This is a genomic window from Streptococcus dentiloxodontae, from assembly GCF_053206925.1.
Map to the genome: position 1 here is coordinate 1 of NZ_JBRUHR010000027.1, position 25446 is coordinate 25446.

Below are 25446 nucleotides of genomic sequence, written 5' to 3' on the forward strand. Positions count from 1 at the left end.
TCCATATGAGTCTTTCTAATGTGAGTTTGGTCGCTTTTCATTATAAGTCATATGGGACTTTTTTCATACAGTCAAAAAGCCCTATAATATCTGAATGAGATTTACCCACTACAGATATTATAGAGCCGGCATTTTGGATGCTATTGAAGCGATTAAAGCCTTGCCGTTTCACGTTGACAGTTTTGGTGAACAATGTCGGTTATGGTTTTGAAGGGCTTGCTGATGGTCTTTCTATTGAAGTTGTTGATAAGATAGTGACAGCTAATGCGCTTGCAGCTGTTCTCATCACACAGGCTTTTTTAACAGACATTGTAAAAAGCAAGGGGAATATCTTATTTATCAGTGCCGGTGCCGCAACACATCCCATGCCTAGATTGGCACATTATTCTGCCAGTAAATTCTTTATCCATGGATTGGTCAGAGGGTTGCGCGTTGATTTAAAAGGAACGGGTGTCCATATTACTGAAATTCAGCCCGGACCAGTTGCGACAAGCTTTGGAAAACATAGTCAACAAAGCGCAGCTTCCTTTTCGGCGCATAATCCTCTGAAAAGAGTAGAGATAACAGCTAGTCAATGTGCACGTGAGTCTATAAAGGCATTAAAAAAGAATAAAGCCTTGCATTATCCTGGCTGGCAGTTTCGACTCATTATTCGTCTGACAAAACTATTGCCAAACACCGTTATGGAACATGTTTTGCAAAGTTTCATCACGCGCTCTAATATTTAAAAACAAAGGAAGGAATAGAAGTCAATCATGAAGGTTTGAACTTAAAAACAAGCCAGGTTACTCCAAACAAAGGCGGTTGATTAAGTGTTTTTAAGGTATAAGAAAAAAGCTTGGAAATAGACTGTCCAAGCTCTTTTTAAAATTATTGGGCAAAACTGATATCTTCCGCTAAATAGCTGGTATCATTCCAAGACAGCAGCTTGAAATGCTGACAATCTTTCGTTTCAAGAGTAGTAACGCTGGCATTGTCAAGTCCACCCTTACAACGCAGTTCACCAGCTTCATAGCCAAGCAAGTTGAGAATAGAAGCGGTTAGATTAGCACCGTGTCCGACGATAAGAATATTTTGGTAGCTAGACTCGGCCAAGGTGTGGATAAATTCTGCGACACGATGAGTGGTTTGATAGACCGATTCGGCTTCAAACTGGGAAGCCTTGAAATTGGCTAAATTATGCCGAAAAGCAGTCATTTGTTTTGGATAAATAGATTCAATCAAGGAAATCTTCTGCCCTTCAAGCTGCCCCAGCCCCCATTCACGTAAACTTTCAGTATAGGTGATGTTGACCTTTTGAGATTGGCACTGAGTGATAATTTGGGCTGTTTCTCTGGCACGTTTGAGATCGCTGGAAAAAACAGCATCAAAGGAAATATCCTTAAGATAATCTCCCAAACGTTCTAAATCTTTAATGGATTCCAAAAGCAGCGGCGAGTCGCCATTGGCTCCTTGAAAACGTCCTTCAACATTCCATTCTGTACGCCCGTGTCTAACAAAATATAATTTCATCTTATCCTCTGTTTTTCTTTTTTGTTTCATTTTTTTAAATCAGCAAAGCAGGCATCTACAAAATCAGCTAAAACTTGACTGTCAATACGAATAGAGCGGCCAATCTCACCAGCAGAGACAATCATACTGCCAGCTTCCTGAGCTGTATGATCAATGTAGATAGGAAAGGCATGTTTTTGACGAATACCAACAGGATTATTAGCTCCATGTATATAGCCAGTTGTCTTTTGCAAATCTTTTTGCGGAATCATGCTGACTTTTTTATTGCCAGAAATCTTGGCCAGTTTTTTCTCAGATAAATGCTCCGTAATAGGCAAAATTCCAATAACAGGTCCGGTTTTATCGCCAATCAGAGCTAAGGTTTTGTAAATGGCAGAGCGTTCAATGCCATCAGGAATATCTCCTTCTAAGCCATTGAAAGAAAGACTGTCATGTTCAATCTTAGCTTTATCCAAAATCTGATCAACCAGTGTTTTTTTTAGTTTAGTCTTTTTGGCCATTTCCTTCCTTTCCATCTGACAGCTTAAAGTCAAGTAAACCTCTTTAATTCAAGAAAATCTTTCAAAACTATTATATCACAAACTATCCTAACGGGACGGTATTAATTGATAGAACTCTAAAATAATAATGTCAGTTGTGCTGAGTTACGATTAACAGTGCGGCCGATAGTAAAATGATAAATGAAAAGATTAGCTTACGGACAAATAAAAAATCAGGAAAATGAATTTCCTGATTTATCAAACGGTTAAGACGAAGCAGTGTAATCGGTAACTCCGAAAAGCTTTTCGTATGTTGTTTTAGCATCTTTATTTGGAGCGATTTTGTTTAAATCTAAAACATCACTGTAGCCAGAGATATGGCCTTGAGACGTGTATTGATGCAAGTCATAGTCAATGCTGGTTTTGGGTGATGCTTCAAAATAACCTGAATCTGTTCCATAAGCAGGAATCCAAATAGCATCAAAACCATCTATGGAAATTTCCTGTTCTTGCATAAAGTAGGTTCCAATATAGATGCCAACATTTTCAGCACCCAAGCGCTTCAATTCATCTTTGAAAGCCTGAACTCCCTTATTCATGTTGCCCATCGTTTCTTCTTCGACGTCAATCCAGTAATAAGTTGGATTATAAGAAGAAGCTTTTTTGTAAAAGGTCTTAGCCTCCTCTTTCATCTCTTTAACAGATCGTCCTTGAGCGTAGCTGTAAACAGCGATAGGAACATCACGTTTTTGCAATTCTTTAATATGTGTTTTGTAAGATTTATCAACCCCTGAATCATCTGCTGCATTACTATCAGAGCGAATCTGTGATCCTCCATATACACGAACAATAGCTCCAGAAATATTTTTTGATAAGGTATCGTAATTAATATCCTCGGGTAATTGCCAGCCGGATAAGTCAATGATTGGGTTGAGATGGAATTCATCAGCATCTGTACTAGATGTGCTGGTCGGTACAGTGGTTGAGGTGGTAGATGGAATATTTGCTTTAGCAGCTTCCAACTGATCTGTTTTTAAGGCAGACCCATTTGCACTGGCAATGACCAACGCAATCCCAACCAAAGCCATAACCACATATACGATTATGGGTTTGATTCTTTTTCTCATTGCTCTCCATTTTACCTTAAATATGTCTAAAATGCAAAATGAGGCTCTCGAAAGACTTAAGATATAAGAAAAAACTATGACTAACCATAAAAAATATATATTTTACAGCTATAAGATAGGGTGTTAGAATGAGTAACAAGACTAATGATGCTCTGGGAAAGGGCTCTGCTATTTTCCAAGAGTTGCTACGAAAGAGGAGAAAATCATGGCAAAAACACACTTTCACTTTGATCACGTCGGTTCTTATCTGCGTCCCGCGGCTTTGAAAGAAGCGCGAGAAAAGTTTGCAGCAAAAGAGATCTCAAAAGAAGAACTGCTTGACATTCAAGATAAACTCGTTAAGGAATTGGTGGAACATGAGGTGGAAAATGGCCTCAAAGTTGTTTCTGATGGAGAATTTGGCCGTTCTTGGTGGCATTTGGATTTTCTTTGGAATCTGACTGGTTTTGAAGATTATTTGCAAGAAGATTCTTATAAGTTCCATGGTGCAAAGACGCGTACGACCAATGTCCGAATTAATGGCAAAATCGCTGAAAATCCTAACCACCCTTTCTACCGTGATTTTGAATACCTCAAATCAATAACACCGGAAGGTATCACGCCAAAAGTAACTATTCCAAGCCCATCTTTAGTTATCAATCGTGATCATAGAAGCGACTTAGCACTGGATTACTATGACACTTGGACTGACTTTTTGGATGACTTGGCTCAGGCTTATCACGACACCATTCAGCATTTCTATGATCTAGGAGCTCGTTATGTACAGCTGGATGACACGACCTGGGGCTATTTGATTCAGCAGTTTGAGGATCACAAAAACGATCCTGAGGCGACAGCCAAGCTGCAGAAAATTGCAGAAGACGATGTCTATACCATCAATAAAGCTCTCGCTGGTCTGCCAGATGATTTGACGCTGGCTACCCACATTTGCCGCGGTAACTTCAAGTCAACCTATCTCTTTGAGGGCGGTTATGACTCTGTGGCTGAATACCTCGGTCAGCTCAACTATGATAATTTCTTCTTAGAATACGATGATGCCAGAAGCGGCAGCTTTGCGCCGTTGACTGAGATTTGGAATGGCCGTGACAATGTCGAGCTAATCCTTGGTGTGATCACTTCTAAAGATCCAAAACTTGAAGACGTTGACCAAATTGTAGCCCGTATCAAAGAGGCCGCAGAGCTCGTTCCTTTGAAAAATCTAGGCATTTCTACCCAGTGTGGCTTTGCTTCAACTGAAGAAGGCAATATCCTAACTGAAGAAGACGAATGGCAGAAGCTGCGCCTGATTAAAGGCATTACTGAAAAAATCTGGGGATAAGTTCATTCACCAACACACCATCATAAAAGGAGAATACCATTGGTAAAAAAATATTTTGAACATGTCGGGTCTTTCCTGCGACCGAAAGAATTGAAAGAAGCGCGTGCAAAATTTGCAGCTGGAGACATCTCTCAAGAGGAATTGACTGCTGTAGAGGATAAATTAATCAAAGAATTAATTGATAAAGAAGTTGCAGCAGGTCTTGAAAAGGTAACAGACGGGGAATTCCGACGTGCTTACTGGCATCTGGATAACTTCTGGGGCTTTGACGGTGTTGAACACGAGCACTATGGACAGGGCTACCTTTTCCACGGGGAAGAAACGGGAGATGATACAGCTGTTCTTCGTGGAAAACTCGGCTTTAGTAAAGACACTCACCCTTTTATTAAACACTACCAGTTTTACAAGGCTTTGGCTGACGAAAAAGGTGTTGAAGCTAAGATTACCATTCCAGCGCCAGCTCAATTCTTAGCAGAATTGGATCGCGGGAAAAATGCTCAGACGGTGGCCGAATTTTATCCTAACCGTCAAGATTTCCTAGCTGCTATTGCTAAAGTTTATCGTGAAGAAATCCTTGCCCTTTATGAGGCAGGAGCGCGCACCGTTCAGCTTGACGACTGTACTTGGGGCATGCTGATTGATGAAGATTTCTGGAATACCATGGCCGGTGCAGGCTTCAAAAAAGAAGATGTCATCAATGAATACCTTTATGTCAACAACAATGCCATTAAAGATTTGCCAGCCGATTTGACTATCAATACCCATGTTTGCCGCGGTAATTTTCACTCAACTTTTGCGACCAAGGGACCGTATGATGATGTGGCTGAGGCTTTCTTTGGCCGTGAAAATGCTCAGACCTATTTCTTGGAATTTGATGACGAACGCTCAGGTGGTTTTGAGCCTTTGAAAGAAGTCCCTGCTGATAAAGTAGCAGTTCTTGGTCTGATTACGACTAAAAAAGCTGATTTGGAAGATAAAGAGGCAGTTATCGCCCGCATCCGCGAAGCACAGAAAGTTTTGCCACTTGATCAGCTTTGGATTTCTACGCAGTGCGGCTTTGCTTCAACTGAAGAAGGCAACATTTTGACAGAAGCAGATCAATGGAAAAAATTGGCTTTGGTTAAAGCAGTTATTGATGAGGTTTGGAATTGAGCTCTCTTTGGTAACTGTTTTAGCACTGTCTAAAATTTATCTCAAAAATGTAAACTGTCCTCTAGCCATAGAGGGCAGTTTTTGGCATAATAGAAGTATGACATTTTCAGTAAGACAGCTGACACGTATTGCAGTTTTATCAGCTTTAGCTATCGCTTTGCGGCTTATTTTTGGTTCTTTGCCCAATATCAAACCTGTCACGGCTATTTTTTTTGCTACGGCTTTGACATTTGGATTTTGGGATGGTTTTCTAGTTATGGCCTTAACGATGTGCATTTCCGGCCTTTTTTTAGGTTTTGGTCCTTGGATAGCTTATCAGATTTTAGATTATGGTCTGCTTTTAATCCTTTGGCATTTTCTTGCTCCTAAGTTAAACGTATTCTGGCAGACCGCCTTAGTCTTTTTCCTCACTTTTATGTACGGTGTAGGGTATGATTATGTCTATGGTCAATTCTTTAACAGTGGTTTAGTCTTTGTCGTATCGGGATTGAGTTATGATTTTCTTCATGCTTTGTCCAGCCTCTTTTTCTATCCCATTATCCTTCATATTTACAGGAGATTTTCTTCATGAAAAAACTTATAATTCCCTTTTTTGTTTTAGCTTCTTTGTTTCTTTTGGCTGCTTGTGGCAATAGCAGTGCAGACAAATCAACCCAATCGTCTGTTAAGGACTCAGACAGCGCTGGACATGTTACTCTGATTCTAACTGTAAATGATAACAGTAAGGAAAAACAGGTATCCTTTGAAAAGGGAGATACCGTTCAGGATGTTCTTGAAGCTACTTATAAGGTTAAGGAAGAGGATAATTTTATCACTTCCATTGACGGCGTTTCACAAGATAAGGATGCAGGTATCTATTGGATGTTTAAGGTCAACGATGAGTTAGCTCCCAAAGCAGCTAATCAAACACAGGTTCAGGATGGTGACCGTATCGAATTTTATCAGGAAACTTACCATTAATTTTTAATTCAAAAAGAAGAGGCTGAGGCAAATATAGAGGTGTCCACCTCTCTTTTTTATAATCTTGACATTGTTCGGATTCTAATAGACGAGGCTGGCAAAAGTTGTCGGAAAGTTGGTGAAGAGCTGATGATTTACAGTAAAGATATTTACATTTACCCTAAAAGTGGTATCATAGAGATACTATGTAAAAAGTAAGGAGAATATGGTTTGGCTTTTAAAAAACTAGAAACCAGCAACAATCAAGCCATCATCTCAGAAGAGGTTGGTATTCTCAAGGACATGCTTGATGACGCCACTCGGAGCATGGTGGGAGAAGAAGGCTTTCAGGCTATTCAGCGTTTGGTGGAGCTTTATGATGGAGATGACTACATCAAGCTGACACAGGCTATTTCGGAAATTTCCAACGAGGATATGGTCATTATCTCTCGTTATTTTTCAATTTTACCGCTTCTGATTAATATTTCAGAAGATGTGGATCTAGCTTATGAAGTGAATCATAAAAATAATGTCAATGAGGATTACTTAGGGAAACTATCAACAATAGTTGATTTGGTAGCTCAAAGAGACGATGCTCAAGATATTTTGGAGCATGTTAATGTTGTTCCCGTTTTAACTGCTCATCCGACACAGGTTCAAAGAAAAACGATGCTTGAATTGACCAACCAGATTCATGACTTGCTTCGTAAGCACCGTGATGTTAAGCTTGGACTCATTAATCAAGACAAATGGTATGCTGATTTACGCCGTTATGTTGAGATTATCATGCAGACCGATATTATTCGTGAGAAGAAACTCAAGGTAAAAAATGAAATCACCAATGTTATGGAATACTATAATTCCTCATTGATTAAGGCTGTTACTAACTTATCACGTGAATTTAAGCGTTTATCTGCCGAAAAAGGTATAGAACTGGATAATCCAACTCCAATTACAATGGGAATGTGGATCGGCGGAGACCGTGACGGAAATCCATATGTTACGGCTGAAACTTTAAAATTATCTGCAACAGTGCAAAGTGAAGTGATTATCAATTATTATATTGATTTAGTAGATCAGCTTTACCGTACCTTTGCCTTATCTTCAACTTTGACGGATGTTTCTAAGCCAGTATTGGAAATGGCAGCTAAGTCACCAGATACCTCTGTATTTCGTGAGAATGAGCCTTACCGTCGTGCTTTTAGCTATATTCAGGCCAAATTAATTCAGACCCTGATTTTCTTAAAAGAAGGCTCTTTTGATAGAGAGAATATAGCAGAGCGTGCTGCCTCTCACCTTTCAAATCCTGTCAGGGGTGAAGTTATCGGTGATTATGTTCAAAAGCGTCTCAGTCAAAGTCTTATTCAGGCTTCTCAGCACCAAGCCGATTTCTATAGCAATGTTCAGGAGTTTCACGATGATCTTTTGGCAATCAAGGCTTCTTTGCTTGAAAATGACGACGATGCTCTAATCACGGGAGAATTTGAGGAGCTTTTGCAAGCTGTTGAAATTTTTGGCTTCTATTTGGCTAGTATTGATATGCGTCAGGATTCGAGTGTGCATGAAGCCTGTGTGGCAGAACTTTTAAAATCGGCCAATATCGTTGATAATTACAGTGAACTGTCAGAAGTAGAAAAAGTAGCAGTGCTCCTTAAAGAATTGCAGGAAGATCCGCGCACGCTGTCTTCAACCAATGTCGCAAAATCAGAAACGCTTGAAAAAGAGTTAGCTATTTTCCGCACAGCCCGCAAACTCAAAGACTATATTGGTGAGGAAGTTATTAAACAGCACATTATCTCTCATACTGAAAGTGTGTCAGATATGTTTGAATTAGCTATCCTGCTTAAAGAAGTTGGCTTAGTTGATACCAAGCAAGCGCGTGTGCAGATTGTTCCGCTTTTTGAAACTATTGAAGATCTAGAGAATTCTAACGATATCATGAAACAGTATCTGGAATATGATATTGTTAAACGCTGGATTAAAAACAGTAAGAATTATCAAGAAATCATGCTGGGTTATTCAGATTCCAATAAAGACGGCGGTTATCTGTCATCTGGCTGGACCCTTTATAAAGCTCAAAATGAATTGACTAAGATTGGTGAGGAACGCGGGATCAAATTCACCTTCTTCCATGGCCGCGGGGGAACAGTTGGCCGCGGCGGCGGCCCATCTTATGATGCCATCACCTCTCAGCCTTTTGGTACAATCAAAGACCGTGTTCGTCTGACTGAGCAAGGTGAGGTCATTGGCAATAAATATGGAAACAAAGATGCTGCTTACTATAATCTTGAAATGCTGGTTTCAGCAGCTCTTGACCGTATGGTTACCCGTATGATTGCAGATCCTGAAGAGATTATTGGTTTTCGTCAGACAATGGACAGTATCGTAGCGGATTCAAATGTTATCTACCGTGATTTGGTATTTGGTAATGAACATTTCTATGATTATTTCTTTGAGGCCAGTCCGATTAAGGAAGTTTCCAGCCTTAATATTGGATCGCGTCCAGCAGCTCGTAAAACAATCACTGAAATCTCAGGACTTCGTGCGATACCTTGGGTCTTCTCATGGTCTCAAAACCGTATTATGCTTCCTGGCTGGTATGGTGTTGGATCTGCCTTTAATCATTTCATTCAAGCTGAAGAAGGCAATCTCGAAAAATTACAGCATATGTTTGAAACTTGGCCGTTCTTCCGTTCGCTTCTGTCAAATGTTGACATGGTTTTGTCAAAATCAGATATGAATATTGCCTTTCAGTATGCTCAGCTTGCTGAAGAAGAAGAGGTAAGAGATGTCTTCAATATTATTCTTGATGAATGGCAGCTGACCAAGAATGTTATCTTGGCTATCGAAAATCATGAAGAATTACTAGAAGAAAGTCCATCACTAAAAGCCAGTTTGGACTTCCGTCTGCCTTATTTCAATGTTTTGAATTATGTACAGATTGAGCTGATTAAACGTTTGCGCAATAACGAATTAACAGAAGAAGATACTAAGCTCATTCACATTACAATTAATGGTATTGCGACGGGACTGCGTAATTCAGGTTGATGAATCAATCAATAGAGCCGGACAAAAATTGTCGGGCTTTTATGTTTATTTAGTCAAGGAATCTCGAAATAACAGTTAATGGTTTGGACAGCTTTAAAAATGCTGATTTGAAGTTTTGGGATTAGTCCTCGTGTTATTTTCACCTGTGCTAAGGTGGAAGTAAAACAGTTCAGTAGACTGTTTCAAATCAAATATCTAGAAATTAGAAAGTGGGAGAGAAAGCATGCATTCGGAGAGTTGGCTTTCTTTCTCACACTTTTTTGTTCCAATTAGAAGAAGTGTTGGCATATGCTGTTCATAAACTGAATTTAGCACACAAAAACTTCGTGTTCAGCTTTTAAGCAAAAAAGAAGCCTGTTTTAGCCATCTGTACCTTTGAGAACAAGACTTATCTTTAAAAAATATCTATTGTTTGTTTTAACTCACAATCTTAGATGACTGCTAAACGGACAAACTCTTTAGGAAGTGGTAAATGCTTGTTTTTCCAATTATTGAGAAATATTGGTTTTAATGCTTTATTTGAGTGTTAAGAGGTTTCGTGTTACAAAAAATTTTGGAAGGGTTATGTTGATTTTAAAGACGCTCTAATTCTGTCATCTCTTCAAGCATCTTTTTAGGCTTGCGTCCCATTGTTGGTCTCCCTCGTTATTTCTCAACAATAGTATACCCGTTTTTCTCGTATTGTATTATCCAATTGGGAAGCATGTCACGATCTGGTAAAGCGTAATCTAAGGAAAGCTGACCTTGTGATTGACCATCAATCAGAACTTTATCCATTACTTCTTGCTTTAATTCATGAGGGTAATACCTATTTTTACCTTTCCTAGCAATCTCAACGCCATACCTGTCTATTAGTTTTACCATGTAGTTGAGATTGGAAAAAAGAACACCATACTTTTGTTCAATCTGAGACCATGAGACCCCATTTTGTCTCAGCGCGTATATCTTTAGTTTATCTTCATAACTTAGTTTCATAAAAATAGCACCCCAATCGTTAGATGTTGTGTCTAATTTTTGGGGGGCAGTTCATTTTCGATGGCTTTTCTTTTATGTTATAATAATACCATGATTGCAGTAGAAGAAATGGAGAAAGTTTCCAAGTCCAGCCTTCCTTTGATAACACTGATCACTGGAGATGATTTAGGTCAATACAGTTACCTCAAAGACCTCTTTTTCAAACAAATTAATTTTGATGCCAGTGATTTGACGTATTCTTATTTTGATATGGCAGAAACGTCTTATCAAGAGATTGAAATGGATCTGGAAAGCTTACCTTTTTTTGCAGATGAAAAGGTCGTTATTTTAGACCATTTTCAGGATTTGACCACAACTAAAAAAACTTATTTAGATGATAAAGAAGCTAAGCGCTTTGAAGCTTATTTGGAGAATCCTGTTGATACAACACGTCTGGTAATTCTGGCAGCTGGGAAATTGGATGGAAAGCGCCGTTTGGTTAAGCTTCTCAAGCAAAAGGCTAAATTGTTTGAAGCCACTGAACCCAAGGAAGCAGAGCTTAGAACATATTTTCAAAAGCAAACGCATCAAAGCGGTTTGGTCTTTGATGCGGGCGCCTTTGATCAATTGCTGATAAAATCAAATTTTGATTTTTCAGATATTCAGAAAAATATTTCTTTTCTTAGTTCTTATAAGAAGAAAGGCAATATCACGCTTGAAGACATTGCAGAAGCTATTCCCAAAAGTCTTCAGGATAATGTTTTTGATTTGACTCAAATGATTATCAAAGGGCAGATAGAGCCAGTGCGTGCTTTAGCCAATGATTTGCGTTTGCAAGGTGAGGATGAGATTAAATTGATTGCCATCATGCTTGGACAGTTTCGCATGTTCATGCAGGTCAAACTGTTGTCCAGCCAAGGAAAAAATGAGCAGCAGATTGTCAGCAGCCTGTCTGATTATTTGGGACGGCGTGTTAATCCCTATCAGGTCAGGTTTGCTTTGAGAGACAGCCGCTCTCTCTCTCTTTCTTTTTTGAAAAGTAGCCTGCGCTGCTTGATTGAGACGGATTATCAAATTAAGACGGGAGTCTACCATAAAGATTATCTTTTTGATTTAGCACTTTTGAAAATTGCTGGGACAAAAACCTAGACAAATTCTTTGAAAGCTCTGCTATTTTCCTATAAAATAAAGGTATTAAAATGAAAAGAGGTAACCGAGATGGCAATTATTTTACCAGATCTTCCTTATGCCTACGATGCACTTGAACCCTATATTGATGCAGAAACTATGACGCTTCACCATGATAAGCATCATGCAACTTATGTCGCAAATGCTAATGCGGCTCTTGAAAAACACCCAGAAATTGGGGAAGATCTTGTTGCGCTCTTGTCAGACGTTGATTCTATTCCTGCTGATATTCGTCAAGCGCTTATTAATAATGGTGGCGGACACCTTAATCATGCTTTGTTCTGGGAGCTTTTATCGCCAGAAAAAACGGAACCAACAGCAGAAGTAGCAGCAGCTATTAATGATGCTTTTGGCTCATTTGATGCTTTTAAAGAGGCTTTCACATCTGCAGCAACAACTCGTTTTGGTTCAGGCTGGGCATGGCTTGTGGTTAACAAAGAAGGCAAACTTGAAGTCACTTCAACAGCCAACCAAGACACACCAATTTCAGAAGGCAAACAACCAATTTTGGCTCTTGATGTGTGGGAACATGCTTACTATCTTAACTATCGCAATGTTCGTCCAAATTACATCAAAGCTTTCTTTGAAATTATCAACTGGGACAAGGTTGCTCGTCTCTATGCAGAAGCGGTTGCTAAATAAGATATAAGAGTGGGAGATTCCTGCTCTTTTTTGATGATTTGAGCTAAGGCATTCAAAAAGAGCAGAATAAAATTGCGGAACGTTATGCCGCTGCTTAACAATTGATTTGCAGTTAAGGCTGAGGTTTTGCTTATTTTTTTTATTTGTAGTTAACTCGGTATAAGTGAAATAATTACTAAAAAATTACGTGAATGCTGTTGCTATTTCCAAAAGTTTAGCTTACACTAGATTTACTATGAAGAGAAATAAACACAATGAAGAGATCAGAAATAAAGAAGGCTGGGTAACGATTGGATTGTTGGCAGTCTTGATTCTTACAGTCTTTGGACTTATGTTTCTGCAAATCTCTGCAAAAGGAACAATGCAAAAATCTGCTGTCAGTCAGTCAAGTAAGACAAGCAGCCAATCAAGTTTAGACACTCAAATAAATCAGACCAGCAGCCAGTCTTCTAATCAAAAGACAGCCGAGGAAGAAACAGTAACAATTACCAATAAATCACCCGAAGCCAAACAAGCAGTAATGGAAGCTGATGCAGCAACCATGGCGGCTTACGGACTCCAATATGATTATGCTAATTTAAACTTGCTTCAGGTGGTTCAAGCCTATTTAGCGGATCAAGGAATAGATATTTCTCAAGTGGCCTTTTCATACAAAAACACAGTAACCAATGAAACTTTTTCGATGAATGAGACCCAACCCATGACGGCTGGTTCGACCTATAAGTTGCCATTAAATATGTTAGTCGCTGATGAAGTTGCTAACGGAACCTTATCTACAACAGAAGAATTTGACATTACCCATACAGAATATGAAAGCTTAGAAGAACATAATACCTATGTATCGGCTTTTGGCGGCAGCATGACGATTCCAGAGATGCAAGAATATTCACTGGTTTATTCTGAAAATACACCTGCTTATGCTTTGGCAGAACGTTTAGGCGGTATGGATAATGCCTATGCTAATTTTAGCCGTTACGGAGAGTCTAAAGCTGATATCAAAACAATTCAGCGGGACGGCAATAAAACAACAACAGATTATTATATTCAGGTTTTGGATTATTTGTGGAAACATAAAGATAAATATGCTGATATTTTGGGTTATCTTGGTGTTGCTTTTCCAGAGTATTACTATCGTGGTTATTTGCCAAATCTGACCATTTATCAAAAGCCAGGTTATGTCCGAGAAGCTTTAAATGTTGATGCTATTGTTATGGAAGAAAAGCCTTATCTGATTGCTATCTATACAAAAGGCTTAGGCGGCTCTACAGAGGCAACAACAGAAATTAATAATGCAGGCCTGCAGCAGTTGGAACTTTTGTCTTATGTCATTAACGAGTGGCATCGTGTCAATATGAATTAAAAGAGAGAGTGGACTACAAAATCGATTTCTACGAAATCTCGATTTTTATCCCGCTCTCTTTTTTAACTTAGAACCTGTATTCACAACATCATAACGTCCTTAAAATAAGACTCATGTGTGATAGTTTTACAAAAGCAACCTCTGATGAGACTGATTTTTCAATATCCTTGGCTAATCTTCGAGAATGGTTCAACCAAGAGAATGTCCTCTCTACAACCCAACGCTTGGGGATGATTTGCCAGCTTCCTTTGATTTTTTCAGAAATATCTACTGGACACTGAAACTCTTCGCTCATCATCTCTTCAAAGCTTTTCCGATACCCAGCATCTGCCGAAAAAGCCTTGATTGTTGGGTATTGAGCCATTACTTGACGAGCCACTAAAATCCCTGATTTCGTGTCATGAAGATTAGCTGCATGAACCACAACATCAAGAAGATTTCCCATCGTATCAACAACGATGTGGCGCTTCCTTCCTTTGACTTTTTTACCACCATCAATACCACGGTTTTCAGAGGCATCCGTTGTTTTCACACTTTGAGAATCAATGATGGCATAGGTTGGAGAGACTGCTCTACCAGCTTTCAGTCACTTTTTTTAACAAGTTCTGTCAAAATGGTGTCCCACAATCCAGTTTCCTTAGCACGACGAAAGAAACTCCATACAGTTGGATAAGGAGGAAAGTCATGTGGGAGCATACGCCATTGACAGCCAGTTTTGGTGATGTACAAAGTCTCATTAACGAGTTCTCGTTTAGACTATTTATAGGTGCGATGGTTTGAGAAATAGGGTTCAAGCTTAGCCCATTCTTTATCCGTTAAATCGGTATCATACGGTTTTCTTATCATATCTTTAGTTTAACATTTTTTTGTGAATACGGGTTCTAAGATAGCTAGAACAGCTTCTCGTTGGTCTTCATGCAATTCAAACATTTCTGGTAAGGAGTAATGAATGCCCTATCCATATCCTTTCCTTCAATAAGATAGATCAATTGTCTTAAAGTAATTTAGCATTTCTTCAAATAATGGACTCGAAAAATCAGCTTTTGTCACTAAGCGGAAGGTTTCATACTGACTTCGTGTTTCAAGAGGTAAATAAGCGATTCCTTCATTTTTAACCTGACTTAAGGTCACTAATTCCTTAGGGGGATAAAATCCAATAGCCTGTCCTGTGCTCACAAGTAATTGACGCTGTTCATGAGTCGCTATACGACTCAAGGTCATAAACTCACTATAATCTTTCAAATGTGCCATAAACATCTCTTGCAGAAAAGTTGACTCTTCATGTGAGGTGTATAAAATGGGATATTTTTGCAACCAAGCTAAAGGAAAAGTTTCCTGATTGGGTTCAACTAACTCTTCTGCAATTCCAATCAACTCTTCTCCTTCAAAGATAACATAATCTTTTAACCCCAAATCCTCAAAAGCAATCAAACTATTGGGAATATCTGTTATAATAGCACAATCAATACTATCTAACATCAAATCTGACAAGAGATGCTCAATACTTTTCTCCTCCACCACTATATCAAACTTTTTCTTAGACAAAGCTTTAATACAATCCCTTAGTAAAATAGCATCGTAGGTTGAAAAGTAGCCAACGGTCAACTTACAATTACCATCTCCATGAAATTGTTTAACCTGATACTGGGCCATTGACATATTATTTAAAATCAGTTGAGCCTGTTTTTGAAAATAGCGGCCTGCTGCTGTTAAATTAATGCTATTTGTTCCTCGAATAAATAAAGGAACATCTAACTCTGCCTCTAAATCCTTCATCTGTTTAGAAATGGCACGTTGAGACATCAAATGCTTGTCTGCCACTTGTTGAAAACTTCCAAATTGGCTGACTTCAATAAAGTGTCGTAATTGTTCTTGATTCATTCTTTTCCTCCAGACGAACTCATATTTCGCCTATAGAGCTATTTTAACAGACTACAAATGATTTTGAAAGCGTTATAATTTAGAAGTAATCATTATGGAGGAGATGACAAATGGATATTAAAACAGCTTATGTCAAAGAACAAGGCGCTTCTATTGAGATTATTGAAGCATCTTTAGATGAGCCAAAAACGTCCGAAGTTTTGGTAGAAATCGTTGCATCAGGTATTTGTCATACGGATCTAGCAGGACGAGATGGGGGCGTCACACCCTACCCTGTTGCCTTAGGCCATGAGGGCGCAGGAATTGTTAAAAAAGTTGGATTTGGAGTAACTTCCGTTGAGATTGGGGATCATGTTGTCTTAGGTTTTTCATCCTGCGGTCACTGTGATAGTTGTTTAACAGGTCATCCAGGCATGTGCTTTCACTTCAATGACCTCAATTTTGGAGGACATCTAAAAGATGGTAGCAGCCGTATTCATTTTCATGATGGTCAGGAGATTTCCTCCTTCTTTGGCCAATCCTCTCTATCAACCTATGTTGTTGCAGATGAACGAAATGTCGTCAAAGTTGATAAAGATGTCGACCTCCGCTTATTGGGTCCCCTTGGTTGCGGTATTATGACTGGTTCAGGAACTGTTCTAAACTTTTTAAAACCTCAGTTTGGCCAGTCGCTTGTTATCTTTGGAACAGGGGGCGTTGGATTATCCGCCATCATGGCAGCTAAGATTGTTGGCTTAAATCATATCATAGCTGTTGATATTTTTGATAATCGTCTACAGCTTGCTAAGGAGCTTGGAGCTACCGAAGTTATCAACAGCAAGACAGATGATGCAATATCCCTAATCAAGTCCCTTTGCCCAAATGGGGTAGACTATGCAATTGATACAACTGGTGTACCAGCCGTCTTTAAGACCGCTATTGATTCCTTGAAATTTGGTGGTCAATTAGCTGCGATTGGAATTGGCGGAGATGTTACCCTTAATATCATGGGAGATATCTTATCTGAAGCTAAGACTATTTCAGGAGTTGTTGAGGGAGACTCTGTTCCTCAAATTTTCATTCCTCAACTCATTAACTATTACAAAAAAGGGCTTTTCCCTTTTGATAAATTAATTAAGTTCTACGATTTTCAAGATATTGATACCGCTATTACTGACTCTCTCAGCGGTCAAGTTATCAAGCCTATTGTCCTGATAAAATCTTAATCTTTTGATTGTTTTTTCCTAAAACCCGACCCTATCACTTGATAAGGTCGGGTCTTTTTTATTCTTCTAGTTCTGTTTTTTTCTTCGGCTTACGCTTAGAGGCTGCCCATTCTTTGCGGCTAGTGTTGTAGATAGCAAGTAGGTTCTTGGCGATGGCTTCATCGTGAACCTCGGCACGGATGGCTAGATATCAGCCTAAGATATCGTAGTGGTGCACTCACTAGGCTCTCACGTAACTGCTTGGTATCGTAGGAAACCTTCTTACTGTTATCGCTCGAACGCTTGCTGTAGGCTTCTTCAAAGTCAGCTTGACGCGTTGCGATGGCCTCTAATTGTTTGGTCAGACCAAGTGAGCTAATGATCTCTTTGACAGGGCTAGCTGAGAATTTGAGCAGCAGATTGTTGACCAGTTCAGTCTCGCGTTCATAGCTCACGGACTTAATGCCCTTAAAGGCAGCTAGCTGGCGGTTAAGTTCATCATAGTCTTCCTTTTTTTCGGGATCAAAGCGGTGCAGTTTATGACTATCAAAGAAGATTTGCAGCGCTTGGTCACGTAATTTGTCCAGCTCTGCTATTTTCTTAGAATCATTGGAACCTCGAACCTGATGATTCGCTTTTTGCAGGATTGGAAGCTCCTTGCGGATGGCCGTCACTAAATCCACAACCACCACGTCATCCCCGATACTCACATTCTCCGCATCAATCTGGGCGATGAAGCGCTGAACTAGCTGATAAACCTCCGCATTGGCGAGGTCTGTCACCCCTAAACGTACAATTCCTTTTTCTGACATCTATCGTCCTCCGTTTTTCTTAGAACCTGTATTCACAACATCATAACGTCCTTAAAATAAGACTCATGTGTGATAGTTTTACAAAAGCAACCTCTGATGAGACTGATTTTTCAATATCCTTGGCTAATCTTCGAGAATGGTTCAACCAAGAGAATGTCCTCTCTACAACCCAACGCTTGGGGATGATTTGCCAGCTTCCTTTGACTTTTTTACCACCATCAATACCACGGTTTTCAGAGGCATCCGTTGTTTTCACACTTTGAGAATCAATGATGGCATAGGTTGGAGAGACTGCTCTACCAGCTTTCAGTCGCTTTTTTTAACAAATTCTGTCAAAATTTTGTCCCACAATCCAGTTTCCTTAGCACGACGAAAGAAACTCCATACAGTTGGATAAGGAGGAAAGTCATGTGGGAACATATGTCATTGACAGCCAGTTTTGGTGATGTACAAAGTCGCATTAACGAGTTCTCGTTTAGACCATTTATAGGTGCGGTGGTTTGAGAAATAGGGTTCAAGCTTAGCCCATTCTTTATCCGTTAAATCGGTATCATACGGTTTTCTTATCATATCTTTAGTTTAACATTTTTTGTGAATACAGGTTCTAAGGTTTTTTTGTTCACATCGCAGTGGTTGGGAGTAAGGCTAATTGGCTTTGTCAATTCTAGTCTTACCTCTGAAAAAGCAAATTTTCCCAATTTACGCTTTTTACCTTACTTTCTTTTTTGTCTGCTTTAATGAACAGCTATTTTTTCGATAGTCAGGACAATCAGTGCAGCAACTGACAAAAAAGGGACAAAGGGTAGGCGTTTTTCTTTAAAGATTAGGGCAAAGGAAATTCCCAGCAGACAAGCTATTTCGATAATATAAAGAAGGTCCTGTCCTGTGAAAATAAAAGAAAGGCTTGCTAAATAGAGAAAATCCCCTTCACCAATTTTGACATTGTAGCAGTAGGCAAATAGAGCCAGTGATAAAAAGAGAGTCAGCCAAGAATTGATTATGCCCAAAAACATAAGAGGAAGAGTTCCTATTATCCAGATAGTTAGCGGAAAAGTCTGGCTCTCTAAGTCATAGATACTCAGACAAAGACTCAAAAAGAGCAGAAGCAGCTCTGCCATTGACAAAAAGCCCAAGAAAAAGGCAAGCACAAAAAGACCGGATGCTATCTCAATGAAAAAATAGCGTTTGGGAATAGCTGTTCGGCAATAGCGGCAGCGGAAGTTAGACAGGATTTGTGAGATGATAGGAAGCAGATCTCTTATTTGCAGAGTTTTTTGGCAGGAGAAGCAATGGCTGCGCGGAGCTATAATAGACTGCTCTGGAAACCGATCACAAACAAGACCAATAAAAGACCCCAACGAAGCTCCTAAAATAAAATATAAAAAGTATGTCATATCTTTTTATTCGAAAATAGACAAAATAATTGACTCTTATTTAGAATTACTATAAAATATAGATATAAATAATAATGATTATAAAAAGGAGGTCTATTATGACTCAAACCATTCAAGAAACGATTTACGCTTCTGTTGTCCATCAGGTTGCGGCTAAAGAAGCTGCTAAAAATGCTAAAACTAAGGTTGCTCTCAATCAAGCTGTTGCTGATTTATCTGTCGCTGCTTCTATTGTTCATCAAGTCCATTGGTATTTGCGCGGAGCAGGTTTCTTCTATCTTCATCCTAAAATGGATGAGTTTTTGGACAGCCTCAATGAACATTTGGATGAAATCAGTGAACGTTTAATTACTATTGGCGGTGCACCTTATTCTACTCTTAAGGAATTCTCTGAAAATTCAGGCCTGACTGAGGTTACAGGCTCGTTTGAACGTTCTACCGCAGAACAGCTGCAGTTAGTTCTTGATGCCTTCAAATACCTTTCTGCTCTTTTCCAAGTTGGTTTAGATGTAACAGATGAAGAAGGAGACAATCCTTCAAATGATCTTTTTTCAGATGCACAGGCAGATGTAGATAAAGCGATTTGGATGCTGGCAGCAGAGCTTAATCAAGCACCAGAACTTAAATAATTGGGTTAGATGCTAGCCAAATTACTTTAGAAAAGTGTATAATAAGGACAGTAGGTTACATTTTGAGAAAGTAGGGGAGCAGCCATGTCCAGCCATCATAGTTTAAGTGCTTACGAAGGCGTTTTAAATCAGCTTAAATCTAAAGGTATTCGCTTGACTGAATCGCGTAAGGCTGTTATTCGTTACCTGATGATGTCCGATCAGCATCCGAGTGCTGAACTCATTTACCGTGATCTTCTTCCGGAAAATCCTGGAATGAGTCTGGCAACGGTTTACAATAACCTAAAGGTTTTGATTGACCAAGGGCTGGTCTCGGAAATTAAAGTCAATAAGGATAATACAACCTATTATGATTTTATGGGGCATGATCATCTCAATGTTGTTTGTGAGAAATGCGGCCGTATCGTTGATTTAGATATACATGTACCTTCTTTTAAAGAAACTGTTGAAAAAGAAACAGGCTATAGTATCACTAGAGAGCAGATGACTGCTTATGGAGTCTGTCCTAAGTGTCAATAGACAAGGTCGAGCTGGGCTCGGCTTTTTTATGTAAAAATGATAAAACGGTTCCAAAGTTATTTGAAAAAGTGGCTTACTTTTGCTAAAATAGCACCATGAATACACTTTACGATGTTCAACAGCTGCTGAAACGATTTGGCATTTATGTTTATCTTGGAAAACGCCTTTATGATATTGAAATGATGAAAATTGAACTGGAATTGATTTACAAGAAAGGTTTGATTGATCGAGAGGAATACTTTGCGGCGGAATTGATTTTACGGCGTGAACATCGTTTAGAAATGGAGAAGGAACATGACAAAAAAACTATTGGGGATTGACTTAGGCGGAACCAGTATTAAATTTGGGATTGTAACGCTTGATGGTAAGGTTCAGGAAAAATGGGCTATTGAAACTAACATTTTAGAAGATGGCCGTCATATTGTCACAGATATTGTAGCTTCTATCAAGCATCGTCTGGAGTTATACGGTTTAACAAAGGATGATTTCGTTGGAATTGGTATGGGATCGCCTGGGGCGGTTGACCGTGATAGAAAAACAGTTACTGGTGCCTTCAATCTTAATTGGGCTGATACTCAGGAAGTTGGTTCTGTCATTGAGCGTGAGCTAGGAATTCCTTTTGCCATTGATAACGATGCCAATGTGGCTGCACTTGGAGAGCGCTGGGTTGGAGCTGGTGCTAACAATCCGGATGTGGTTTTTGTCACACTTGGGACTGGTGTTGGCGGCGGTGTGATTGCAGATGGCAATCTTATCCATGGTGTAGCTGGTGCCGGCGGAGAAATTGGCCATATTATCGTTGAACCTGAGCATGGTTTTGAATGTACCTGCGGTAGCAAAGGCTGTTTAGAAACCGTCGCATCTGCAACTGGTGTGGTACGGGTTGCTCGCCATCTGGCAGAAGGCTATGAGGGAAATTCAAAGATAAAAGAAGCGCTTGATAATGGCGAAAGCGTCTCAAGTAAGGATATTTTTGAAGCGGCAGCAGCAGGCGATCGGTTTGCAGATACCATTGTGGAAAAGGTTGCTTTTTATCTGGGACTGGCGACAGCTAATATTTCTAATATTTTAAATCCGGATTCTGTTGTTATTGGCGGAGGCGTTTCTGCAGCAGGAGAATTCTTGCGCAGCCGGATCGAGAAGTATTTTCTGACATTTACCTTCCCGCAGGTTAAAAAATCGACTAAAATTAAAATTGCTGAGTTGGGAAATGATGCTGGTATTATCGGTGCAGCTAGCCTTGCCAGCCAATTAGGATAATATTTTCAATAATCTACATAGTCTTTTGGCGGCCGTCTGGCCGCTTTTTTGAGTTTCTGAATAGATAAACTGTAAGGTGTAAGATTCATCTGTCTGAATGATATCATGAGCTATAAAATTAAAAAATAAAGAACGAAATATTGGATTTTGCAAACATTAATGGTAAACTAATGATACGGAATCGTTTTATATTTTAAAAATAATACGATTAACTGACCTACCAGAAGGGATAAGTTATAATGGACAAAAAGTTAGCTGAAAAGCAACGCTTTTCTATTAGAAAAATGAAAAAAATAGGGGCAGGATCTGTTTTGCTTGGTCTGACAATTCTCATGGCTTTGTTGACTGAACAATTGACTGCAGCAGAGGATTTAACAGCTACCCAGTCAAGTACAGAACAGACTGTGGTTACGGAGCAGATACAGTCTCCTGTAACAGCAGCTGAGGAGACAGAATTGCCAGCTTTAGAAGCAAATAGTTCTTCAACAGCTCAACTATCAGGAATTGAAGAGTCTAAGACAGAGAGCCCAGCTGCTCAGACACGGACAGCAATCATAACTTATGCAGTAGTATATGTAGATACTTCTGGGAATGAAATTTATCGCATTCAAAAAACTGTAAGTGTTGAAACGACAGATACCACAGCGACAGCAAGTGTGACGGAAAATGCAGCTGAAATAGGGACAGCACCAGAATTATCGAATTATCAGCTCAATGGTGAGACGGCTGTTACACAGACAGTCACTGAAAATGCGGATAATATTTTAACCTTTACTGTAACTCCTAAAGAAGCAACAACGGCTAAAACTAGAAGCAGACGTGATGTATCTGAGACAGAAGAAAGTTCTGCTTCAGATGATTCAAATACAGCTTCATCATCTGAAGAAAAGGAGCAAGCCGAGGCTAAGTCTGAACTAGAAGCTCTGATTCAACAAGCTCAAGAAGAACTTGATAAATCTGTTGTTACTGAGAAAAAAGATGAAGAATTAGTGACTAGTTATAGTGATTTCCGTGAAAAACTGACGGAAAAAATCGCAACAGTGAAATCTAGTTTACTGGGGACAGATGTCGTTATCACAACTGAGGATCTCAAGCGAGCAGTATCCGAAGTTGAAGCGCTTTTAACTCAGTATAAGGATAGTGTTACTGCTTTGGATCAGGATTATCCGACTTATCATTTTTACGATCAGCTCAAAGGTGAAAATGCTTTTCAAACGCAAGTGATTTCTTCAGAAGATAGAGCTTTAATGGAACCAGCAACTCCAACAGCTCCATCAGGAAAAGTCTTTGTAGGCTGGTTTTACCGCAATGGTAACAAGGCAGGACAGCAGGTTGATTTTACAGAAGTGATTTCTGCTGCTAAAATTTCAAATTATGAAGTTGATATTGATGCAAAATATGAGGATAAGGTTAGTGTAACCTATGTCAGTGAAGGAGTAGTTTTAAAAACTATTCAGTTAGCAACAGGTGATGAAGCTCCTATGCAAGCTGTTGATGTCAGAGCTGGTGGGATGATTTTCAAACACTGGTCTTTAACACCTGATGGAGAAGCGTATGATTTTTCAACTCCTTTGGCATCTGACATAACACTCTATGCTGTTTTGCAGGCCAAATGGGAGCTTACCTTTAATACTGTCGGTGGATCCCCAGTTGATATGCAGCTGCGCGATTATGATTCTCCTATTGATGTCGCTAATGTTAGTACAACCAGAGCTGGTTATACTTTTAAATACTGGTCTTTAACTCCAGACGGAGAAAAGGTAGATGATGCGAAGATTATCGAATCAGATACGGTTCTTTATGCAGTTTGGGAAAAGAATATTGATACCCCGTACACTGTTTTGTATTACTATCAAAATGCCAACGATGATGATTATTCTCTGCTGGATACGGTAGTTATGTCCGGTACCACCGGAGAGGAAGCAACCTATGAATTCACTCCGTCTAGCCGTTTTGTCTTAAAAAGTGCAGAGAGCAAAACTATTGCTGGTGATGGCACAACGGTTGTTAAACTTTATATTGACCGTCAGACCTATACTTATACTTTTTACAAAGAGGACGGTAGAACCATTATCAGTACGGGAGTTGCTAGATTTGAGCAAGATTTGACCGATATCTTTAGAAATGTCAATGCGATTGCTGGCAATCCAGAATTTGCTTATTGGACAGTGAAGCGTCCATCAATTAGTTATCTAACAGTTACAAATGGTTATAATCGTACCATGTGGCCTGAGGATACTGCATTTATCCAGCGAACGGTTAATAAAAATTACCAAATCTATCAGTACATCATTGGTGAAGGCGTCAGAAATATCATCACGATTGGTTCCAATTCTGATGTCCGCATGGACATGGGAAGTTATACTATTTCTGGTTATACTCAGCAATATGTAGGAACAGGAACCAATTCAGAAAAAAATGGTATTAGCACAAATCAAAGCAAGTATACACTCTCTTATTGGAATCCAACGGTTTATGTGTACTATACAAAAAATAAATACCAATTTGAAGTTGTCCCAAATAAAAAAGGAATTAACGAAGCCAGTAAGACTTACACCATTCCTTATGATGATTATATTAGTGACTATGTTGATTTAAATACGGGTGAGTATGTTGTTGGTAAGACAAGCTATACGTCAGATGGGATAACTTATGTCTTTACAGGCTGGTATGAGTCTGAGACAGGTGAAGGAATTCCTTATAGCTTGGATGCCAACTCTAAGATGACAGGTCAAAATATCCGCTTATATGGCGGTTGGGAAGCACAGCCTTTAAATGTCACCGTTTATCATGATGCTGATAAAACGACATCAACTGTTTTAAAAGTTTATAAAGAGAATGCTGTTGATGCAGATGAGGTCAATAGTCTACTTGAAATCCCTGATGGCTATGACAAGAGCCTGTTTAAAGGCTGGTATACTGAGGTTAATGGTGTCTTGGTTGAGTTTGACTTGTCTACTCTCATTACATCGGATGTTGCCTTAGTTCCTGTCTGGAATCCTCTTACTCGTACCATTAGTTATGATGCTAATGGTGGTATAGGGACTGTTCCTCAGGAGGCGGAGCAAATTCTAAATAGTAAATATGTTATCCTTGGCGGCTCAGAATTAAGCAATGGCGATAAACAGTTTATTGGCTGGAATACAAGAGCTGATGGGAAGGGAACTTCTTACAAGCCTGGACAGACTATTTCTTTAAAAGATGATTTGGTTTTATATGCCCAATGGAATCAGCCTCGTCCTTTATCTATGACAACTGGCAATAAGACCATGATTGAAAAGAGACGGACAAGTTCGCAGCGTGTTGTATCCGCCAATAAAACCCCTTATCAGGTGACAGCCGATGAATTTCCTGAGGAAGTATCGGGTCTACAGATTAGTAACAAAGGGATTTTATCAGGAACTCCGCGCGTTAGCAACTGGGGTGATGAGGAAGAAAGCCGCACTTTTGAGGTAGATGTTACTGTGACATCTGGATCAGAAAGTGTAGCTGGTAAGGTCAGTCTCACGATTTTACGTGATACAGATGGTGACGGGATAGCAGATAACATTGACTCAGACGATGATAATGATGGCATTCCCGATAACGAAGATGCCAACAAAAAAGTCTGGGATGCCTTAGAAGTTTCGACTGTCACGCTTGATCCTATCATGGATAAAAGCAAAGCTAATGTCGCTTCAGCGATAACTTCTAATAAACCTCATACGACTAAGTATAGCTCTTTTGCAACAAACGGAGCGCCAACTTATGGCTTATTTATTGATCAGGCGGGTAATTTAACTGGAACAGCCAATGTTACCGACTGGACAAATGAAGCAAATGACGACACCAGAACAGCACAAATCGAAGTAACTGCGACTAGTCGTTACACAAATCAAGACGGCAGTCATGAAGTTATCACAAAAGTTATTACAGTAGTTATTCAGCGGGATACGGACGGCGATGGGACGCCGGATGTCACGGACTCAGACGATGACAATGATGGGATTTTGGACAGCGACGACAAGCATCCGAAAGTGGCCGACAGTTCGGCCCCTGTCATCAGCGC

24 protein-coding genes and 2 pseudogenes are annotated in these 25446 nt (G+C 39.5%); 15 read left to right on the forward strand and 11 right to left on the reverse strand.

What is annotated here, in order from left to right; translation table 11 throughout:
- Positions 1-137 precede the first annotated feature (137 nt).
- Positions 138-728 (forward strand): SDR family NAD(P)-dependent oxidoreductase, encoded by a 591-nt coding sequence (locus tag ACVRZ8_RS10155; RefSeq protein ID WP_447449215.1) that lies wholly within the window; start codon positions 138-140, stop codon positions 726-728.
- A 142-nt stretch (positions 729-870) separates the two neighbouring features.
- On the opposite strand, the gene ACVRZ8_RS10160 is transcribed toward ACVRZ8_RS10155, so the two are convergent.
- The 3 genes from ACVRZ8_RS10160 to ACVRZ8_RS10170 form a co-directional block, all read right to left on the reverse strand.
- Positions 871-1512, reverse strand: a complete 642-nt coding sequence (locus ACVRZ8_RS10160; protein WP_447449238.1) for a histidine phosphatase family protein — start codon at positions 1510-1512, stop codon at positions 871-873.
- Positions 1513-1538: 26 nt separating this feature from the next.
- Positions 1539-2012, reverse strand: coding sequence for an aminoacyl-tRNA deacylase (locus ACVRZ8_RS10165; protein ID WP_447449216.1), 474 nt, complete (start codon positions 2010-2012; stop codon positions 1539-1541).
- Positions 2013-2257: 245 nt separating this feature from the next.
- Positions 2258-3118 carry a glycoside hydrolase family 25 protein gene (locus tag ACVRZ8_RS10170; protein ID WP_447449217.1) on the reverse strand — a complete coding sequence of 287 codons (861 nt, stop codon included), beginning with the start codon at positions 3116-3118 and terminating at the stop codon, positions 2258-2260.
- Between the two features lie 205 nt (positions 3119-3323).
- On the opposite strand from ACVRZ8_RS10170, the gene ACVRZ8_RS10175 reads away from it, so the two are divergent.
- From ACVRZ8_RS10175 to ppc, 5 genes are all read left to right on the forward strand, one after another.
- Positions 3324-4436, forward strand: a complete 1113-nt coding sequence (locus ACVRZ8_RS10175; protein WP_447449218.1) for a vitamin B12 independent methionine synthase — start codon at positions 3324-3326, stop codon at positions 4434-4436.
- Positions 4437-4475: 39 nt separating this feature from the next.
- Positions 4476-5588, forward strand: coding sequence for a 5-methyltetrahydropteroyltriglutamate--homocysteine S-methyltransferase (locus ACVRZ8_RS10180; protein WP_447449219.1), 1113 nt, complete (start codon positions 4476-4478; stop codon positions 5586-5588).
- Positions 5589-5685: 97 nt separating this feature from the next.
- Complete coding sequence (locus ACVRZ8_RS10185) at positions 5686-6159, forward strand: hypothetical protein (RefSeq protein WP_447449220.1); 474 nt, start codon at positions 5686-5688, stop codon at positions 6157-6159.
- Positions 6156-6548 carry a DUF4430 domain-containing protein gene (locus ACVRZ8_RS10190; protein WP_447449221.1) on the forward strand — a complete coding sequence of 131 codons (393 nt, stop codon included), beginning with the start codon at positions 6156-6158 and terminating at the stop codon, positions 6546-6548. The genes ACVRZ8_RS10185 and ACVRZ8_RS10190 overlap by 4 nt, the downstream gene beginning before the upstream one ends.
- 210 nt (positions 6549-6758) lie before the next feature.
- The gene (gene ppc, locus ACVRZ8_RS10195) at positions 6759-9575 is read left to right on the forward strand and encodes a phosphoenolpyruvate carboxylase (RefSeq protein ID WP_447449222.1); all 2817 of its coding nucleotides are present in this window, start codon (positions 6759-6761) and stop codon (positions 9573-9575) included.
- A 576-nt stretch (positions 9576-10151) separates the two neighbouring features.
- On the opposite strand, the pseudogene ACVRZ8_RS10200 reads toward ppc, so the two are convergent.
- Positions 10152-10550: pseudogene (locus ACVRZ8_RS10200) on the reverse strand (IS3 family transposase); the annotation flags it as partial.
- A 90-nt stretch (positions 10551-10640) separates the two neighbouring features.
- On the opposite strand from ACVRZ8_RS10200, the gene holA reads away from it, so the two are divergent.
- The 3 genes from holA (at position 10641) to ACVRZ8_RS10215 (ending at position 13719) form a co-directional block, all read left to right on the forward strand.
- Positions 10641-11678, forward strand: coding sequence for a DNA polymerase III subunit delta (holA, locus tag ACVRZ8_RS10205; protein WP_447449223.1), 1038 nt, complete (start codon positions 10641-10643; stop codon positions 11676-11678).
- 69 nt (positions 11679-11747) lie between these two features.
- Entirely contained in the window at positions 11748-12359 is a 612-nt protein-coding gene (gene sodA / locus ACVRZ8_RS10210; protein ID WP_447449224.1) for a superoxide dismutase SodA, read from the forward strand.
- A gap of 235 nt (positions 12360-12594) precedes the next feature.
- Positions 12595-13719 carry a serine hydrolase gene (locus ACVRZ8_RS10215; protein WP_447449225.1) on the forward strand — a complete coding sequence of 375 codons (1125 nt, stop codon included), beginning with the start codon at positions 12595-12597 and terminating at the stop codon, positions 13717-13719.
- 88 nt (positions 13720-13807) lie between these two features.
- Here the strand turns inward: ACVRZ8_RS10215 and ACVRZ8_RS10220 are convergent, their stop codons facing one another.
- The 3 genes and pseudogenes from ACVRZ8_RS10220 to ACVRZ8_RS10230 form a co-directional block, all read right to left on the reverse strand.
- On the reverse strand, positions 13808-14305 hold the full coding sequence (locus tag ACVRZ8_RS10220) for an IS5 family transposase (protein WP_447449239.1): 498 nt from the start codon (positions 14303-14305) through the stop codon (positions 13808-13810).
- Positions 14302-14460, reverse strand: a pseudogene (locus ACVRZ8_RS10225) (transposase); the annotation flags it as partial. The pseudogene ACVRZ8_RS10225 and the gene ACVRZ8_RS10220, both read right to left, overlap by 4 nt.
- Before the next feature lie 231 nt (positions 14461-14691).
- Positions 14692-15600, reverse strand: a complete 909-nt coding sequence (locus tag ACVRZ8_RS10230; protein ID WP_447449226.1) for a LysR family transcriptional regulator — start codon at positions 15598-15600, stop codon at positions 14692-14694.
- Positions 15601-15710: 110 nt separating this feature from the next.
- Between ACVRZ8_RS10230 and ACVRZ8_RS10235 the strand changes: the two genes are divergently transcribed.
- A complete protein-coding gene (locus tag ACVRZ8_RS10235) occupies positions 15711-16805 on the forward strand; it encodes an NAD(P)-dependent alcohol dehydrogenase (protein ID WP_447449227.1) in 1095 nt (364 codons plus the stop codon).
- 158 nt (positions 16806-16963) lie between these two features.
- Here ACVRZ8_RS10235 and ACVRZ8_RS10240 read toward each other — a convergent pair whose 3' ends face one another.
- From ACVRZ8_RS10240 to ACVRZ8_RS10255, 4 genes are all read right to left on the reverse strand, one after another.
- Positions 16964-17596: a DUF6261 family protein gene (locus ACVRZ8_RS10240; RefSeq protein ID WP_447449228.1), complete on the reverse strand. Its 633-nt coding sequence runs from the start codon at positions 17594-17596 to the stop codon at positions 16964-16966.
- 40 nt (positions 17597-17636) lie between these two features.
- Positions 17637-17852 carry a transposase gene (locus ACVRZ8_RS10245; RefSeq protein ID WP_447449229.1) on the reverse strand — a complete coding sequence of 72 codons (216 nt, stop codon included), beginning with the start codon at positions 17850-17852 and terminating at the stop codon, positions 17637-17639.
- A gap of 167 nt (positions 17853-18019) precedes the next feature.
- Positions 18020-18166 (reverse strand): transposase, encoded by a 147-nt coding sequence (locus tag ACVRZ8_RS10250; RefSeq protein WP_447449231.1) that lies wholly within the window; start codon positions 18164-18166, stop codon positions 18020-18022.
- Between the two features lie 164 nt (positions 18167-18330).
- Positions 18331-18990, reverse strand: coding sequence for a prepilin peptidase (locus ACVRZ8_RS10255; RefSeq protein WP_447449232.1), 660 nt, complete (start codon positions 18988-18990; stop codon positions 18331-18333).
- 98 nt (positions 18991-19088) lie between these two features.
- On the opposite strand from ACVRZ8_RS10255, the gene ACVRZ8_RS10260 reads away from it, so the two are divergent.
- The 5 genes from ACVRZ8_RS10260 to ACVRZ8_RS10280 all read left to right on the forward strand — a co-directional run.
- The gene (locus ACVRZ8_RS10260) at positions 19089-19619 is read left to right on the forward strand and encodes a Dps family protein (protein ID WP_447449233.1); all 531 of its coding nucleotides are present in this window, start codon (positions 19089-19091) and stop codon (positions 19617-19619) included.
- Positions 19620-19703: 84 nt separating this feature from the next.
- The gene (locus ACVRZ8_RS10265) at positions 19704-20138 is read left to right on the forward strand and encodes a Fur family transcriptional regulator (protein ID WP_447449234.1); all 435 of its coding nucleotides are present in this window, start codon (positions 19704-19706) and stop codon (positions 20136-20138) included.
- Positions 20139-20233: 95 nt separating this feature from the next.
- On the forward strand, positions 20234-20458 hold the full coding sequence (locus tag ACVRZ8_RS10270; RefSeq protein ID WP_447449235.1) for a YqgQ family protein: 225 nt from the start codon (positions 20234-20236) through the stop codon (positions 20456-20458).
- Positions 20433-21398, forward strand: a complete 966-nt coding sequence (locus ACVRZ8_RS10275; RefSeq protein ID WP_447449236.1) for an ROK family glucokinase — start codon at positions 20433-20435, stop codon at positions 21396-21398. The genes ACVRZ8_RS10270 and ACVRZ8_RS10275 overlap by 26 nt, the downstream gene beginning before the upstream one ends.
- A 284-nt stretch (positions 21399-21682) precedes the next feature.
- On the forward strand, positions 21683-25446 hold a 3764-nt coding region (locus tag ACVRZ8_RS10280), incomplete at its 3' end, for an InlB B-repeat-containing protein (RefSeq protein WP_447449237.1).

What these genes read in the sequence shown, in the direction of transcription:
- ACVRZ8_RS10250 (WP_447449231.1), bottom strand. Translation starts at nt 18,166, where the DNA reads ATGATAAGAAAACCGTATGATACCGATTTAACGGATAAAGAATGGGCT.
- ACVRZ8_RS10260 (WP_447449233.1), top strand. Translation starts at nt 19,089, where the DNA reads ATGACTCAAACCATTCAAGAAACGATTTACGCTTCTGTTGTCCATCAG.
- sodA (WP_447449224.1), top strand. Translation starts at nt 11,748, where the DNA reads ATGGCAATTATTTTACCAGATCTTCCTTATGCCTACGATGCACTTGAA.
- ACVRZ8_RS10170 (WP_447449217.1), bottom strand. Translation starts at nt 3,118, where the DNA reads ATGAGAAAAAGAATCAAACCCATAATCGTATATGTGGTTATGGCTTTG.
- ACVRZ8_RS10185 (WP_447449220.1), top strand. Translation starts at nt 5,686, where the DNA reads ATGACATTTTCAGTAAGACAGCTGACACGTATTGCAGTTTTATCAGCT.
- ACVRZ8_RS10275 (WP_447449236.1), top strand. Translation starts at nt 20,433, where the DNA reads ATGACAAAAAAACTATTGGGGATTGACTTAGGCGGAACCAGTATTAAA.
- ACVRZ8_RS10190 (WP_447449221.1), top strand. Translation starts at nt 6,156, where the DNA reads ATGAAAAAACTTATAATTCCCTTTTTTGTTTTAGCTTCTTTGTTTCTT.
- ACVRZ8_RS10270 (WP_447449235.1), top strand. Translation starts at nt 20,234, where the DNA reads ATGAATACACTTTACGATGTTCAACAGCTGCTGAAACGATTTGGCATT.
- ACVRZ8_RS10235 (WP_447449227.1), top strand. Translation starts at nt 15,711, where the DNA reads ATGGATATTAAAACAGCTTATGTCAAAGAACAAGGCGCTTCTATTGAG.
- ACVRZ8_RS10265 (WP_447449234.1), top strand. Translation starts at nt 19,704, where the DNA reads ATGTCCAGCCATCATAGTTTAAGTGCTTACGAAGGCGTTTTAAATCAG.
- ACVRZ8_RS10160 (WP_447449238.1), bottom strand. Translation starts at nt 1,512, where the DNA reads ATGAAATTATATTTTGTTAGACACGGGCGTACAGAATGGAATGTTGAA.
- ACVRZ8_RS10215 (WP_447449225.1), top strand. Translation starts at nt 12,595, where the DNA reads ATGAAGAGAAATAAACACAATGAAGAGATCAGAAATAAAGAAGGCTGG.
- ACVRZ8_RS10255 (WP_447449232.1), bottom strand. Translation starts at nt 18,990, where the DNA reads ATGACATACTTTTTATATTTTATTTTAGGAGCTTCGTTGGGGTCTTTT.
- ACVRZ8_RS10240 (WP_447449228.1), bottom strand. Translation starts at nt 17,596, where the DNA reads ATGTCAGAAAAAGGAATTGTACGTTTAGGGGTGACAGACCTCGCCAAT.
- ACVRZ8_RS10175 (WP_447449218.1), top strand. Translation starts at nt 3,324, where the DNA reads ATGGCAAAAACACACTTTCACTTTGATCACGTCGGTTCTTATCTGCGT.
- ACVRZ8_RS10155 (WP_447449215.1), top strand. Translation starts at nt 138, where the DNA reads ATGCTATTGAAGCGATTAAAGCCTTGCCGTTTCACGTTGACAGTTTTG.
- holA (WP_447449223.1), top strand. Translation starts at nt 10,641, where the DNA reads ATGATTGCAGTAGAAGAAATGGAGAAAGTTTCCAAGTCCAGCCTTCCT.
- ACVRZ8_RS10165 (WP_447449216.1), bottom strand. Translation starts at nt 2,012, where the DNA reads ATGGCCAAAAAGACTAAACTAAAAAAAACACTGGTTGATCAGATTTTG.
- ACVRZ8_RS10230 (WP_447449226.1), bottom strand. Translation starts at nt 15,600, where the DNA reads ATGAATCAAGAACAATTACGACACTTTATTGAAGTCAGCCAATTTGGA.